Raw genomic sequence first — 15,791 nt, 5'->3', positions numbered from 1 at the left:
TTAAAATGGATATCCGATTGCTATATTTAATACAAGATTATCTTTTCTCCAGCTGCTGTCCCCGAAATTAATTCTGTTAAAAGTCCATCGGTCCCCCTTTTCATAATAAGGAACACGTATCGGCATTGCTAAATCGAGCCTTAGAATCAAAATAGAGAAATCAAGTCTTAGACCAACTCCTGCACCTACAGCTATTTCGCTTAAAAAATCTTTGGAGAATTTTCCTCCTGGCCTATAAGGGTCACTATTGATTAACCAGACATTTCCAGCATCCACAAAAGCAGTAACATTTAAAAATTTATATAAATTTGCTCTATATTCTGCATTTACTTCTAGTTTAATATCTCCTGATTGATCAAATGAAAATCCTTGTGATAGGGACCTTGGGTCAAAACTTCCCGGCCCTAATGTTCTTGCTCTAAATGCTCTGATACTGTTACTTCCTCCCACAAAAAACTGTCTGGAAAAAGGGATGAATTCTGAGTTCCCATAAGGATATGCAACTCCGGCAATTATTCTTGATGCGAAATTAGTTTTTTCTGAAAATTTATGGTAGAATCTAAAATCATTTTCAATTTTTGCATATTGACTGAATGGAACTCCAAAAATTTCTTTTTGTTTATCTTTTTTTGCATTAGCTCCTGTCAGCAAGCCTGTAATATTTCCTGCCAAGTCCAGTGTACCTTTATAATAGATAGTATTGGTTTGGGGTAACATAGTATTGGTATAAGTATATGAGTATGTAGGCCCGAAAATGAGTTGCTTTTCTACAATTCTTTGCTGTGCTGGTGTGGTTGCAATAGAGTTATACAATGGAGTTACATTGGCAGGGGAAACCAACGTAATATCAATCACTTTCAGATCATGTTCTTTGCGAGCATTTTCCTTCCATACATAGCCGAAAGATGCTGTAAAGTTGTTCAATGTGTAATATTGCGTACGGTTCTGGAATTCATATCCTAAACTGATATTTGTTCTTGGAACAAAAGCACTCGAAGAATTAAAGCGGAAAGGAGCAACAATCCTAGGAATTGACAACTGCACATTAGCTCCCGCACGATACATATTCTTAGCTTCAGATTGTTGTCCTCCCATCTGTACATCAAATGCTCCGTATACAGATGCTTTGAATTGTTCAGCACCTTTGAAAAAATTTCTGTGGGTCCAGTTTAAGTTGAGCTCACTACCCGCGTAGCTTGCTGAATTGGTTCTCCCTAAAGCCTCAAGACGTAAAGATTGTACTTCCCGAGGTGTTAACAGGTAATATGCATCAAATTTGTGTTGCAAAGAATCTGAAACGATAAACTCATTTTTCACAAACTTAAAGACCCCTAAACTAATCAGCCTGTTTAATGAAAGGTTATGATTTGTCCGGTTATAAAGATCTCCTTTTTTAAAATATAATGCTCTGTCAAAGATCTTAGGTTTGAATTTATGCTGCGGATCTATAACGTAGATATCATCATAAACATATTTTGATAGTGAATCCGGATTCATAGGGACACTGTATTTTCCCTGCTTTACATCCTGAAGATTATAATTGGGGAATACAATAACCTTATCGATACCGAACTGTTGTGTTGCAAGTTCAGGTGTATCATCTTTTAGTTTTACATTAAGCTCAACCTTATGATTTTTGGCTACTGTACTGTCTGCCTGAACAATAATATTGTCAGGATGAAAATAATAAAATCCTTTTTCCTTCAACCCGTTATCAATCCTGTCACGTTCCGACTTAATAACACCAAGGTCGAATGGATTTCCATTTTTCAGTAAGCTTTTATCTTTTAAATTTTGAATTTCGCGATTAACCAGAGTAGAATCTTTTTGAAATTTTACGTTGCTAATCAGATATTGGGCTCCTGGTCTTAATGTATAAATGACTTTTGCTTTCTTGTTTTTGGAAATCGTATCATAAGTGGCTTTAGCATTAAAATATCCTTTATTCTCGGAGTAATTAACAATAATGTCTTTATTGAATTCACGGTCAACGTCTCCTAATAAGACGGGTTTCTCACCCACCTTATATTTAAGCCAGTAATTGAATCCTTTTTCTTTTTTAGGTTCTTTGGCAATATTATAAAAATATAACCTTGGTCGTAGGCCCAGAATGGTTGAATTAGGTTTGGGAACCAGATTTTCTTCCAAAGCGGCCTGAAGTTCTTTTTTCTCTTTTTTGGAGATGGTATCATTTTCAATTTTTACTTCACCACCGGTGTATAGCATTTGTCCTTCTTTCAGAAACTTTGTATTGCTACACGAAAGTGAAATGGCAGCGAATCCCGATGCACATAAAGATGTAAGATATATTTTGAATGTATTTCCCATTTATTTAAACTCTACCACTTGGTTATTTTTATTTTCTTTTTTTGGTTTGTCCTGTTTTGATTTCCTGAAAATATTCCGGAATCGGTCATAATCCAATGTAATAATGAAACCGACACCTGTTTCAATAATTTGTCCTTGCAGGGCTACCTGATATTCATCTTTACGATAAGCCCTCAGCATATATCTGCCATCTTTGGAAAGACTGTAATCCACAGTAACATTTCCTGCGATATTGGTTGTGTTCTCATTTTGTCTGGCATCACCTTCCAGGCCGAAATTGCTTCCCACCGTTACTTTAAGACGATCGTTTAGTAGCTTTTTACTAATATCTACGTTGAGGTCGGTTCTTGTATTTTTCTGCCCGGTAGAATAATCTTCGGAAGATTCCAGCCCAAAATTTAGATCAACTCCTTTAATAAGTCCTGAAGCCAGGTTATTCAGTTGCTGCGAAAGGATTTTACTTACACTTTGTCTTGCCATTGCTTCCGCAGACATTCCTGCACTGCTTTGGAATGGATTCTCTCCAATAAAACGGTTCAATAATAACAAAGCGAAGACCTGTTTATTCATTTCCGATTCCTGGGTTCTGAGCTGGGTAAGTTTCTGATCAACTGCCTCAGTTACAGTAGATGAAACAGCATTATTTTTCTTATCTGTAGTGATGTCAAATGTAATCTGTGGTTTCAGTAATTCACCTTTCATTTTTAACAACGTATTGAAAGGAATTCTTTGTTTGAATTGATTCAATGTAGCAGCATCACCCGTGAATTGTTGCTCAACTAGGTCAATTGGAGCCGTTTCGGTTTTATAAATGGCCGTAATATCCATAATGGCTGCAGTAGGCTCTCCTGTCCAGGTAATGGTACTCCCTTTCTGAATATCAAATTTTCTCTTAAGTACACTTACAGAAAGCTCATAAGATCCTTTTTCCACCTGATAAACACCCACAAGGGTAGTTTTTCCGGATGGATCAATGCCTCCGGTCAGTTCCGCCTCTCCCTGCAGTTTTACAAAATCACCATTGGCCTTATCAATAACAATTGACATTTTTGCTTCTTTACTTACTTCGATATTTACACTTACATCCATGCCTTTAATGCGGCTCTGAGCTTTCAAAGAGTCAGCTTTGATTGTTTTGTTTAAAACCACCTGATCCTGATCTACAAACTCCACGATTCCATCTCTTTCCTGCAATGACGGGCTGGATTGAGGAAGGACAAATGTAAAATCCGTATTATCCGCCACGGCTAATCTTCCATCTACTTTCGGAAGATCCAGATTACCACGGATATGCAGTCCTGCGTCGATAGCAAGAATCCCGTACATCATGGCATCATTGGATTTTTCAGAACTTACAACCTTAAAATCTTTAGCGTTTACATCAAGATTGAAGGCGAAGTCTCTATAGGTTTGTGTAAGGACCTGCCCGTCTACGACAAGTGCATTTCCATCCTTATCATTCACTTTAAATTGATTAAACTCAATTCCACGGCTGGTAAAATCGATCTCATCATTCAGTTTTCTGAAATCACTTCCCGTCTTTGCTATCTCAAGCCCAACATTATTAAATTTTACCTTACCGAGAATGTTAGGCTTATCCGGACTTCCTGTAATCTTAAGATTTCCGGAAAGGTATCCTTCCGTATTGGTAATGGCATTCATTGAGAAGCCTTGGGCACTTTTCATCTGAAGCTTATTGATAGCCATGTCTAAATCAAATGTGCTTGATGATGTATTATAATCTCCAACGATCTTTACATCATTATCATTGCCTGATAATGCGATATTGGCATTTAAAAGCTTAGGTGAAGTACTGTTAACCTTTACAGCAAGGTCCCCGATTGGATTTCCAAATACATAAAGATCAGAAACGTTGAGGTCTGAGGTAAATGTCATGTCCTTTGTAAGATCCCTTAGCTGAGCTGTACCGTTGATCGTTCCCTTTGCCAGTAGAGAATCCTTTTTAATGACCTCTGTGATTGTTTCTATCTTGAAATCCTTTAATGAAATATTTAAAGGGCTGTTAGGAGATGTGCTTTCGGACTGAAGGGAAATTTCGCTTCCCGTGTTGGAAAGTCTGAAGTTATCTGCTACAATTCCTTTGCTGCTAATCTGTATTTTATTTCCTTCCGCAACGGTCCAGTCATTATAATTTAATTTGAGGCCGTTTGGATTTAACGAGATTTCTGTAATGTCATTCAGTGATTTGGCATTTCCGGCTATCAGGAATTGCGTCACATCTTTCTGATCTTTGGTCGTGATGTTATAATTGATAGTGTTGTCAGAAATATCTCCGCCAATATTTATTTTATTTAAAGCAAAACTTGAGCTTTTCAATCCGGCAACATTCAAATTATATTGCAGGGCTTCGTTTTCATTCGTTACTTTAAGTGAAGCATTTTCAATGGAGTTTTCACCATATAGTAATTGAGGAATTTGTCCGTCGATTTCAATTTTATGGGAGTCAGCATTATAATTTCCAGCTAAATTGATTGTTTCAAAACTTTTAAGATCCGGAACAAACTTTCTGATCAGATCATCATTTTTAATTTTTGCATTAAAGGTAAAATATTGTCCTGCATCGATCTTTTGAGATTTATCAGGTTTCTGAAACTGGTAATACTGGTTAATGGTCTGAGCCAACGATCCGAAAATCTGCGTTAACCTGTATTTTCCTTTGAGCTCGACATCAGCAATCTGAGAATTGAGGACAATGCTTGTTGAATCATTTGCCGAACTTGCTTTCAGCGTTACTTCCTGAACAGGATAAACTTCTTTGGTATCCGAGAACGCGAAATTTTGGAGATTCAGATAACCATTAAGATGATCCGGATCCAGATTTGTAAAGTCACCCTCAATTTTTCCACCGATAATCATTTGTTTATCATAGAAGCCTAGTTTATTGAGATCTACTTTGATAATATTTCCATTAACCTTTACCGTAGGTTTTTTTTCATTATATATTCCCGAGGCTGTTAATTTCAGGTTGGCATTAGGATCATTAGAATCCAATAGGATATTATAAGCACCATTATCAATTTTTCCGGTCAGGTTCATATCTCGGTACTGGTATCCTTTATAGGTTGCTGAAGCAACATGTCCTTTAAGATCTGCTTTTGCTTTTTTGAAGTCAAAACTTTCTCCTTTTGCAGAGATTTGAGCTGTAACCGAGCCAATGTCCTTATTCTGTATAATTTTTCCCACCTGTATCCCCTGCAAATTAGCCTTTACATCATAGAGTTCATGATTTTTTCTGCGCATATCCACCTTGGCAATAACTGCTGCATTTCCGAGAGTGGAATACAGGTTGAGGTTGGTATCAACCATCTTCGTGGTTCCTTTCGCTGTCCCTTTGATGCTGAAATTTGATGGAAGGGAAATATTCGATGGAATAGTATTTTTAGGTACCAGGTTAAAGATTGTTTTTGCAGAAGATGACAGTTCGCCAATTTTCAGATCATAATATAACTGATCGGGATTCATGGCGTTTTTAATTCTTCCTGATGCCGAAACCCTTAGTTGATCAAGCCCTGATAATTTAAAATTCTGGATCAGCAGATCATTTACATTTCCTTTTACATTTGCATTTACTGCAAGTATTGCATTAGGATATTTATTAAACGGAACCGTTGTCCTTAAAGTTGGAACCAGATTTAAAATGTCGGCAAATCCTACTTTGGAATCTTTAATGTTAGCTGATATTTTTACTGCGCCCAGGTTTGAACTGAGTTGTTCGATTGAATTATACTCCAAAACAACCTCATCCCTTAGAATTGTTTTTGAGGTCTGCAAATAAAGGTCTTTCAGATAGGCCTGTCTTTCACCATATACAAAATCTGTATTGAATTTCTGTATATCCAGCCCACGACTTTCCTTAATTTCCGCAGAGCTTACAGTTCCTGCAAACGTATTGTTTTCCATCTTGAAACTACGGACCTCCACATTCATTTTTGAAAAATTAAGATGGTTAAAATCCATTCCCTGCTTTGTAGGAGTAATCGCGGTATTATTGTATGCTACTTTCACATCGTTCAAAACCATCTTCCCCAAAAGTATTTTCATTGCTTTTTCAGCATTCGCAGAAGGCTTAGGCTCTTCTTTTGAGTTTTTGGGATTGGCATTTTGAGCCGGCAGATAAAGATTGGCATTAATATCTGCTCCGGAAAGAAACAGATTGGCTACGTTGTAAGAGTTGTTATCAAGATCCAGCTTATTGACCTTAGTACTTAATTCTTTAAATACAATTTTTGCAAAGGTTTTGGTATTGTCATCCCCATAATCTATATCAAAATTTGTCAGCTTAATTCCCCTTAATCCAATACTCATTGATTTTTTCTGGTTAAGAGAATCTACTTTCTTTTCAACTTTTTTTGAAACCTCTTCTACAATATCCTGCTTTAATTTGAGCTTCAGTCCATCGAGGTTGATATCATTAACGGCGTAGCTATTTTTATTTAAATCAAAAGTTTTTACCCTGGTGTCAAAAGATTTAAAATATAATTTAATATCGTTTCGGGATTGCTGGTCATTAAAATTAATCCCGATATCTTTTAATTTGATTTTATCCAATGAAATAATAAACGGTTTCGAAGGACTTTCTTCTTTATCAGAAGTGGCAAAGGCATCGATAATATAATCAAAATTAAATTTTCCGTCTTTTTTTCTTACCACGTTGGCCTGTACTCCTTCAAGATCAACAGAAGTAATATCTGCTGTAGAATTAATAAGTTTAAGCATGTTCAGGCCTACATCGAGCTTCTTTACAGCAAGAAGTGTATCAATATTCTGCCCCTTTAAATAAAGATTTTCCATAACCAGGCTGTTAGGGAAACCTATATAAACCCTTTCAAGGCTTACTTTTGTTTTGATTTTTTTCTCAAGATAAACAATAAGTTTGTCTTTGATGAAGTTTTGAACTGCCGGAAGTCTCAAGCTTAAAATAAGTAAGGTAAGAAATACCAATATCGATATAATGGTAATAGCAGTGCGTCTTAGGAGTTTTCTTTTATTGATTTTCAGTTTCAAATGTGATAGGGTTTAGAACAAAGATAATTAATACTATTTAAAAAATTACCTGGTGTGGTACCCTCTGGAGAATGCAAAAATCCTGCCTTGGCTGCCATTTATGGAATTTTAGTTGTGTCGAAGTGAAGTGAATAATTGAGACAACAGCCAAAGCAAGGATTGATTTTTTTCTTTAAAAAAGCCCCCTTTTGTTTATTTTCAAGTATGAAAAGGGTATCGAAAATAATATAATGCTAGTTAATTTTCAAAAGGGGGCGAGGCATAGTTGAAAAGTTTAGTTTGTATTTTTACTGATTATTATTCTCCCATTTTACTTCTTCACCTTGGGGTGCAGCGCTACCCTGAGTAACAGTAATGGGTGTGGTTTCCTGATTGATGTGATAAACATAAGCGGCAATTTTTTCAGCATCCCTTCCGGTAATTGTCCCTTCTTTAACAAATGGCCTCATAGCTGGATTGTTCGGTGAACCATTCTCAAGCATCCAGAAAACATTTTTAAACAGGCTTTTTTCTTTAATATTGATCCAGTATGTATCCGTTAAATTGGGACCAATACCTCCTTTGCCACCATCACCATGGCAGGTTACACAATTGGTTTTAAAAAGTTGCTCACCTTCTGCGATGTTATCAGCGCTGTATTTTGCCGTTTCCAGATTAATGGTGGGAGCATTTTTTTCGTATTCTTCAATGGAAGCCAGCATTACTTTGGTCTCTTTATCATATTCTGCATCCGGATGTGCATAATCTGTAAAGGCGAAAGCCAGCATATATACAGCACAGAAAATAATTCCGAAATAAAATAGTCCAATCCACCATTTGGGTAATGAATTATCCAGTTCCGTAATTCCGTCGAAACCATGATCGATGAGAATGTCTTTTTCCTCAGTTTGTGATTGCTTTTTAAAAGCAGAATTCCAGAGTTTCTGAAAATAAGGAGTACTTTTTTCCCTAAGGTATTCTTGTTTTTCATACGAACTCAATCTGCTGAATTTTTCATTTTCCACCAGATCTCCAATCGAGTTCATGATCAAAAGGAGAATGGTGGCAATCAGTAATAATGCCCAGAAGAATGGGGAACTGAAATAACCGGAATCGTGAGCAAACATTTCGAATGCCATAACTGTTAATCCTACGGTTACAATGATGTATATAGAAATGGGTGTCCGTGTTTTCATTTTTACATGTATTTAATAATTAATCCGCACTTGCTGTTTTAATGTCCGTGGTTTTAATATCAGTACCTAATCTCTGGAGATAGGCTATCATTGCTATAATTTCTCTCTGTTCAAGTGGGATAAAGGCAGAGCCTTTTGCTGCTTTATCTTTCTGAACCTGGTCTCTTACGTCTGTTGCCTCCGAATAAATTCTTTTTACAATAGCCTGGGACTGATGATCTGCCCACTGGTTTGCCGAATCTATTTCCGCTTTTGTGTAAGGGATGTCAAAAGTATTTTTCATCAGTTCCATCTTGCTGATCATTTCAGAGCGGTCAAGTTTGTTGGTGATCAGCCATGGAAAACGAGGCATAATGGATCCTGCAGATGTAATTCTTGGATTGTACATATGTTTGAAATGCCATGAGTCAGGATTTCGGCTTCCCTCCCGGTGAAGATCAGGTCCTGTTCTTTTTGACCCCCATAAAAACGGTCTGTCATACACGAACTCACCTGCTTTAGAGTATTGCCCGTTTTTACCGTCAAATCTCATTACCTCATCACGGAAAGGCCTGATCATTTGGGAATGACATGAATTACATCCCTCACGGATATAGAGATCCCTACCTTCCAGCTCCAATGGAGAATAAGGTTTTACTGCCGTAATCTGTGGTAAGTTGCTCTTAATGGTAAGAGTAGGGACTATTTCTACCAATCCGCCAACTGAAATTACAATGAAAGCCAATATAGAAAGTAATTTTGGTGTTCTTTCAAGCCAAAGGTGAGCGCCTTCGCCTTCCTTTCTCTGGCTTCCGATATTTGCTAAAGCAGGAGCTTCTGCAGGAACTTCTCTTTGGAATGATCCGGCCTTAATGGTCTTAATAACATTCACAACCATTAATATGGCGCCGGAAAGGTAAAGGATACCTCCAATAAATCTCATTTTGAAATAAGGAATGATTGCAGTTACCGTATCCAGCCAGTTCTTCCACAATAGGGTTCCGTCCGGGTTAAATTGTTTCCACATCAAACCTTGAGTAAATCCTGAAATATACATTGGTACTGCATAGAAAATAATTCCTAAAGTCCCCAGCCAGAAGTGCCAGTTAGCCAGTTTTTTAGACCAGAGTTCCGTTCTCCACATAATTGGAATCAGATAATAAATAACTCCAAATGCCATAAAACCATTCCATCCCAATGCACCTAAATGTACGTGCCCGATTACCCAGTCCGTGTAATGTCCGATTTTATTTAAAGATTTTGTGGCTAAAAGCGGTCCTTCAAATGTTGCCATTCCGTAACAGGTCACAGCGACTACAAAGAACTTAAGGATAGGATTTTCTCTTACTTTATCCCATGCTCCTCTTAAAGTAAGAAGACCGTTAAGCATTCCTCCCCATGACGGAGCGATAAGCATGATAGAGAACCCTGTTCCTACTGCCTGTGCCCATGCAGGAAGTGCCGTATACTGAAGGTGGTGAGGACCTGCCCACAGGTAGACAAATATCAGAGACCAGAAATGGATAATAGACAGTTTATATGAGAATACAGGACGGTTAGCAGCCTTAGGCATGAAATAATACATCAGTCCTAAAACCGGAGTTGTTAATACGAATGCTACTGCATTGTGACCATACCACCACTGGACAAGGGCATCTTTTACTCCTGAATATACAGAATAAGATTTCCAGCTTGTGAAAGATAACGGAACTTCTAAGTTATTAAAAATATGAAGCATGGCAACAGCAATCCATGTAGCAATATAAAACCAGATGGCTACATAAAGGTGTCTTACCCGTCTTTTGGCAATGGTTCCAAACATATTGATCCCAAAAATGATCCATGAGAAAGCAATTAATATATCAATTGGCCATTCGTGTTCCGCATATTCTTTTGAAGTATTGATTCCCATCAGGAATGTAATAACCACACTGATGATCATAATCTGCCAAGACCAGAAATGGATCCACGAAAGTGTATCGCTATACATTCTGGTTTTTAGTAAACGCTGCATACTGTAATAGGCACCACAGAAAAATGAATTACATACAAAGGCAAAAATTACGGCACTCGTATGCAGCATCCGTATTCTTCCGAATCCCATTGCTCCCTGTGTATTGATCAGCCCCTGGATATTGCCGCTTCGTAAACTCTGAATCGTTGTGTCATCCGTTCCGAATAAAAATTCAGGTAGTTCAGGGTAGAAAAGCATTAGTGCTGCCGTAAGTCCCAGTAAAAAACCGACGAGACCAAATGCGATAGTAGCATAGAGAAATGCTCTGACAATGGTATTGTCATAATTAAATTTTTGCGTCTCCATAATTCCAATAGTTGTTGTAGAGAAAAATATTTATCATTAATAAGTGATCAGCTTTTAATTGTGAAGCTAAATTCCATTAAGAAATAAATATCATGTAACGTGTATAATGTTTTGCCAAAGGTATTTATTAACTTTGTTAGAGGCTAGTAGATATCCTTCTAAACTATACCAAAAACTACTAAAACAAATACAATGAAAGTATGCGGTCAGAACATCAGGAAAATCAGACGAACTAAAGATTTGACACAGGAGTATATGGCTTTTGAAATGGGGATTTCACAAAAGGCTTATTCGGATATTGAGAATTCTAAAGTGAAGATCAATCTGGATATCTTAAATAAAATCTCGCAGATTCTGGAAATTAAGCCTTCGGATATCTGCAGCATTTCACATAAATGCGGAATGGATGATTATGAAGACAAATACCAGTCTCTTTTGGAATATATGAAAAAGAATAATATTTCGGTTCCGGAAGAATATCTGTAAGAAAACAGAGTATTTTACTTTTTAATTCTTTAAAACTGAATGATTTGAATGTTCATGCTGCTTTATAGAAGCAAATTTCTTAAAGTTTTATATATTTAGGGCTTAATTCATTGTATGAACAACGAACAAAAAACCGGACCTAATGATGGGAATCTGGTTAGGGGATTAACCAACAGACATATTCAATTAATTGCTCTCGGTGGAGCTATAGGTACCGGTCTCTTTCTCGGTATTGGCCCTGCAGCTGTTTTAGCCGGCCCATCTGTTATCTTAGGGTATGCATTAGCAGGGATCATTGCATTTTTTATTATGCGCCAACTTGGTGAAATGGTAGTTCAGGAACCTGTGTCCGGAAGCTTTAGTCATTTTGCATACAAATATTGGGGGAATTTTCCGGGGTTTGCTTCAGGCTGGAACTATTGGATTCTCTATATTCTGGTGAGTATGGCAGAACTTACAGCCATCGGACATTATATCCATTTTTGGTGGCCTGAAATTCCGCTCTGGGTTTCCAGTTTGTTCTTTTTTATCGTCATTAATGCGTTAAACCTTGCCTCTGTAAAAGTGTACGGAGAAACTGAATTCTGGTTTTCTATTATAAAGGTAGTTGCAATTATAGGAATGATTGTTTTTGGTATTTACTTATTGATTAGTGGTACCGGAGGGGATAAGGCAAGTATTTCAAATCTGTGGAATGACGGAGGATTTTTTCCGAAAGGTTTTTTTAATAAAACAGAAAATGGATATTCCGGACTTTTTGCGGCAATGGCCATGATCATGTTTTCCTTTGGAGGGTTGGAATTAATTGGAATTACTGCTGCAGAAGCTAAAAGTCCGGAAAAAACGATTCCTAAAGCTACCAATCAGGTTATTTACAGAATTTTAATTTTCTATGTGGGGGCATTGGTTATTCTCTTTTCACTAAGTCCATGGAGAGAAATTACAGAAGGAACAAGTCCGTTTGTCATGGTTTTCCAAAATCTGAATGGATTTGAATTTACCATCTTTGGAAAAGTAATACACTTTAATGTTCTCATAGCAAATATTCTTAATCTGATTGTTTTAACCGCAGCTTTATCAGTTTATAACAGCAGTGTTTACAGTAACAGCAGAATGCTTTTTGGATTAGCACAACAAGGAAATGCACCCAAATTTCTTACAAAATTAAATAAGAATAGCGTGCCTACCAATGCAATCCTTGTTTCCTCATGTTTTGCTGGTATCTGTATTATCATCAACAAGCTGGTTCCGGAAAAAGCATTTGAATATCTGATGGCCTTAGTAGTTTCCACTCTTATCATCAACTGGCTCATGATATGTTATACCCATTTAAAATTCAGAACTGAGAAAAATAAATCAGGAACAAAAACCAAATTTCCTTCTATATTTTATCCTGTATCGAATTACATATGCATCTTTTTCCTGTTGGCTATTTTAGTTTTAATGAGCATTACAGGAATGGAGATCCAGGTTATCCTGATCCCGGTGTGGTTGGTTTTCCTATTCATACTGTTTAAATTGTACAAGCCCAAAAACAGCTAGCTTTTTTACAGAAATAATATAAAAAAGGATGGATATTTATCTGTCCTTTTTTTGTGAAGGTGTTTTTTAGTAAATTCATAGGGTTATTAATTCATATGTGGCTGGCATTTTGTATAAATTGAAAAACCCATGTGAATTATAAAGTACATTCATGCAGATTCATTTTGGTGAAATACAAAAGATTGTGGACCTCATTGAGGAAAACTTTGACAGAGAGATCACGGCTTATGAAATAGAGAGCATGTCTCATTATTCCTATAGGAATTTCCAAAGGATCTTTTTTAGGATTTTTAATGAAACCATTTCCGGATTTCAAAAACGGCTCCGCCTTGAGAATGCTTATAAAAAGCTAATATATACAACCGATACAATTTCTGATATTGCCTGGCAAATTGGTTATTTTAATATTCAATCCTTTTCTAAAGCTTTTAAACAACAATATCATATTTCACCGGCAGTAGCAAGGAAGAGTAAACAGGAAATTTTTAGTCAGTTTATTGATAATACCCAAGGAAATCTGCCACATGAAATAAAATATAAAGATCCGGTTTCTATATACTGTAGGTTTATTAAAGCTGAAGATTATAATAATCAGGAAATTAATGATCTGTGGGAAAGTATTGAGAATGAAAATGAAATTTCTGGTTCTGCCTATGGGATTATTCGGGATCAGCCCCTTATTACGAGCGTGCCTCACTGCAGATACGGAGCAGGTATAAAACATGTTTCTTCCGGGATATCGGGATTTCAAAAGAAAGAAATTTTTGGAGGCAAGTATATCAAATTTACCCATTACGGAAGCTTTGATAGTATTCTGGAAACGTACAGGATTTTTTATAGATTTTGGCTGACGGAGTCTTTGTTTATGCTGGATAATTCCGATGTTATAGAAGAATATACACAGTCCCCAACAGGAGAAATTATTACACACATTTATTTTCCGTTGTATTCATGAGGTTGTCCTTTTAGGACAATTTTTTGTTTTTTGACGATATAATTTTGCAGTCATCAATAACAAAGATGATTTATATAAGTAAAGACTTTAGAAAACAATAATGATGAAAAAAATAGTATTTCCCGTAGCTTTTCTGTTTTCATATGGAGCGACAGCTCAAATTTCAGTACAAGGCTATGCAGGGATCAAGGAAACAGAAGTTTTAGGGATTTTTGATAAGGATTTTAAGACAAAATGGAATTATTTCGCTTCAGGAACAGTTTCCTACGAATATGAGTCAAAGAAATGGAATGCAGAGTTATATCAGAATCTTAATTATTATATAGGAAGAAACTGGGGAATTTCAGGGGGAGTTCACGTATCTGCTGAAGATGTAATGCCTTCGCTCGGATTTGCCTTTATTAAAGAGAAAGGAGATTTTGGAATTAATTTGTATCCTGCGCTCACTTATTCTTTCGATGGGAAAGAAATGGGATTCGGGCTTTATACATTAATGGAATATACACCCAGGATTAATGAGCGGTTTAACCTGTATAGTATGTTGATTATAGATTCTGATTTTAGCTTTAAGCAACATCAGATGAGTAATCAGGTCATCAGATTGGGAATAGAAACCCAAAAGAAGATGCAGTTCGGAATCGGAAGTACCGTTTCTCAGACCGGAAATAATTTTGAAACCACAATTGACTTTGGAATATTTATAGGAAAGAAATTTTAATAATATGAATAATAAATTTTTTGCATTTTTTTTAACATTAAACTCAGTGTTTTGTATGTCACAAACGTATTATTTCCCGGAAGAGTCATCCCTTCACGAAGGAACATGGCTACAATGGCCACATCATCACCAGCATGGTAAGGTTTACAGGGAAAGGGTCGAGCAGACATGGATTGATATGACCAAAGCTTTACAGGTTAATGAGAAGGTCCATATTATTGCTTATGATGAGGTAGAGAAGAAAAGGATTTTACACATGTTAGAGGGAAATGCCATACCGATGAAAAATATTGATTTTAAGATCTATCCTACAGATGATGTATGGATCAGGGATAATGGGCCTATTTTCGTGAAAGATAATAAAGGACACCTCCTGATCGAAGATTGGGGATTTAATGGTTGGGGAGAAAAGTTTGATTTTGAAAATTGTGATGAAATTCCACAACGTATCGGAAAAGACATCGGAGCAAAGGTTATAGATCTGAATGAAGAAATGGTAAATGAGGGAGGTGCAATAGAAACTGATGGAAATGGGGTTTTAATGGCATGTAAAAGTTCTGTGATCAGCCAGAAAAAAGGTTCGGTAAGGACAAAAGGGATAACACAGCAGGAGGCTGAGGAAATGTTTAAAACATATTATGGAGTATCAAAGGTGATTTGGTTGGATGGCGTTACAGGACTGGATGTTACCGATATGCACATTGATGGATTTATGAAGTTTATAGACAAGGATACCATGATTACGATGGATGACGAGGATCTTGCAGAAATGGGGCTGTCGGATAAAGATATCAATACATTGTATACTGCCACAAACGTGAAGGGAAAAGAATATAAAAAAGTTTATGTGCCTGCTACAAAAAACAAGGTGAAAACAGCTTATGGTAAACAACTGGATGAAAAGGGCTCGTATGTAAACTATTACGTGGCCAATAAAATTGTTCTCGTTCCAAATTATGGTGACCCCAATGATAAAGTAGCAAACAAAATTATTCAGGATCAGTATCCTACTAGAAAAGTGATTGGAATTGATGTTAGAAACCTATATGAAAATGGTGGGATGGTACATTGTGTAACCCAACAACAACCTGCCGGAGAATTGGCTAAATAATGATAATAATATTAAATAAATACCCCTGATCCATTAGATCAGGGGTATTTATTTAACGTCTCTTTGTGCTTTTCAGACAATATGAGGTGGTAAATTAAAATTTAGCTAAGAGTATGGCTGTTTGATGGATATGTTACGTTTGTTATCCAAAA

9 protein-coding genes are annotated in these 15,791 nt (G+C 36.6%); 5 read left to right on the top strand and 4 right to left on the bottom strand.

Translation table 11 applies throughout. The features are described 5' to 3' along the window. From G9C87_RS09610 to ccoN, 4 genes are all read right to left on the bottom strand, one after another. Positions 1 to 2,328, bottom strand: a complete 2,328-nt coding sequence (locus G9C87_RS09610; protein WP_172280482.1) for a BamA/TamA family outer membrane protein — start codon at positions 2,326 to 2,328, stop codon at positions 1 to 3. Continuing rightward, on the bottom strand, positions 2,329 to 7,353 hold the full coding sequence (locus G9C87_RS09605) for a translocation/assembly module TamB (RefSeq protein ID WP_172280481.1): 5,025 nt from the start codon (positions 7,351 to 7,353) through the stop codon (positions 2,329 to 2,331). Between the two features lie 287 nt (positions 7,354 to 7,640). Then, positions 7,641 to 8,528, bottom strand: a complete 888-nt coding sequence (locus tag G9C87_RS09600; RefSeq protein ID WP_172280479.1) for a cbb3-type cytochrome c oxidase N-terminal domain-containing protein — start codon at positions 8,526 to 8,528, stop codon at positions 7,641 to 7,643. A gap of 19 nt (positions 8,529 to 8,547) precedes the next feature. Further along, positions 8,548 to 10,827 (bottom strand): cytochrome-c oxidase, cbb3-type subunit I, encoded by a 2,280-nt coding sequence (ccoN, locus tag G9C87_RS09595; protein ID WP_172280477.1) that lies wholly within the window; start codon positions 10,825 to 10,827, stop codon positions 8,548 to 8,550. A 192-nt stretch (positions 10,828 to 11,019) separates the two neighbouring features. Here ccoN and G9C87_RS09590 point away from each other — a divergent pair, with 192 nt between their 5' ends. From G9C87_RS09590 to G9C87_RS09570, 5 genes are all read left to right on the top strand, one after another. Next, positions 11,020 to 11,313, top strand: coding sequence for a helix-turn-helix domain-containing protein (locus tag G9C87_RS09590; RefSeq protein WP_172280476.1), 294 nt, complete (start codon positions 11,020 to 11,022; stop codon positions 11,311 to 11,313). 114 nt (positions 11,314 to 11,427) lie between these two features. Further along, positions 11,428 to 12,855, top strand: a complete 1,428-nt coding sequence (locus G9C87_RS09585; protein ID WP_172280474.1) for an amino acid permease — start codon at positions 11,428 to 11,430, stop codon at positions 12,853 to 12,855. Positions 12,856 to 13,006: 151 nt separating this feature from the next. Beyond that, positions 13,007 to 13,810, top strand: a complete 804-nt coding sequence (locus tag G9C87_RS09580; RefSeq protein WP_172280472.1) for a GyrI-like domain-containing protein — start codon at positions 13,007 to 13,009, stop codon at positions 13,808 to 13,810. Between the two features lie 103 nt (positions 13,811 to 13,913). Further along, complete coding sequence (locus tag G9C87_RS09575) at positions 13,914 to 14,528, top strand: hypothetical protein (protein ID WP_172280470.1); 615 nt, start codon at positions 13,914 to 13,916, stop codon at positions 14,526 to 14,528. A gap of 55 nt (positions 14,529 to 14,583) precedes the next feature. After that, positions 14,584 to 15,639: an agmatine/peptidylarginine deiminase gene (locus G9C87_RS09570; protein WP_228456993.1), complete on the top strand. Its 1,056-nt coding sequence runs from the start codon at positions 14,584 to 14,586 to the stop codon at positions 15,637 to 15,639. Positions 15,640 to 15,791: the final 152 nt, after the last annotated feature.

This window comes from Chryseobacterium sp. LAM-KRS1 (assembly GCF_013184525.1).
Lineage (GTDB): Bacteria > Bacteroidota > Bacteroidia > Flavobacteriales > Weeksellaceae > Chryseobacterium > Chryseobacterium proteolyticum.
This window is presented reverse-complemented; position numbering and strand designations above follow the sequence as displayed.

What these genes read in the sequence shown, in the direction of transcription:
- G9C87_RS09590 (WP_172280476.1), top strand. Translation starts at nt 11,020, where the DNA reads ATGAAAGTATGCGGTCAGAACATCAGGAAAATCAGACGAACTAAAGAT.
- G9C87_RS09570 (WP_228456993.1), top strand. Translation starts at nt 14,584, where the DNA reads ATGTCACAAACGTATTATTTCCCGGAAGAGTCATCCCTTCACGAAGGA.
- G9C87_RS09580 (WP_172280472.1), top strand. Translation starts at nt 13,007, where the DNA reads ATGCAGATTCATTTTGGTGAAATACAAAAGATTGTGGACCTCATTGAG.
- G9C87_RS09585 (WP_172280474.1), top strand. Translation starts at nt 11,428, where the DNA reads ATGAACAACGAACAAAAAACCGGACCTAATGATGGGAATCTGGTTAGG.
- G9C87_RS09610 (WP_172280482.1), bottom strand. Translation starts at nt 2,328, where the DNA reads ATGGGAAATACATTCAAAATATATCTTACATCTTTATGTGCATCGGGA.
- ccoN (WP_172280477.1), bottom strand. Translation starts at nt 10,827, where the DNA reads ATGGAGACGCAAAAATTTAATTATGACAATACCATTGTCAGAGCATTT.
- G9C87_RS09575 (WP_172280470.1), top strand. Translation starts at nt 13,914, where the DNA reads ATGAAAAAAATAGTATTTCCCGTAGCTTTTCTGTTTTCATATGGAGCG.
- G9C87_RS09600 (WP_172280479.1), bottom strand. Translation starts at nt 8,528, where the DNA reads ATGAAAACACGGACACCCATTTCTATATACATCATTGTAACCGTAGGA.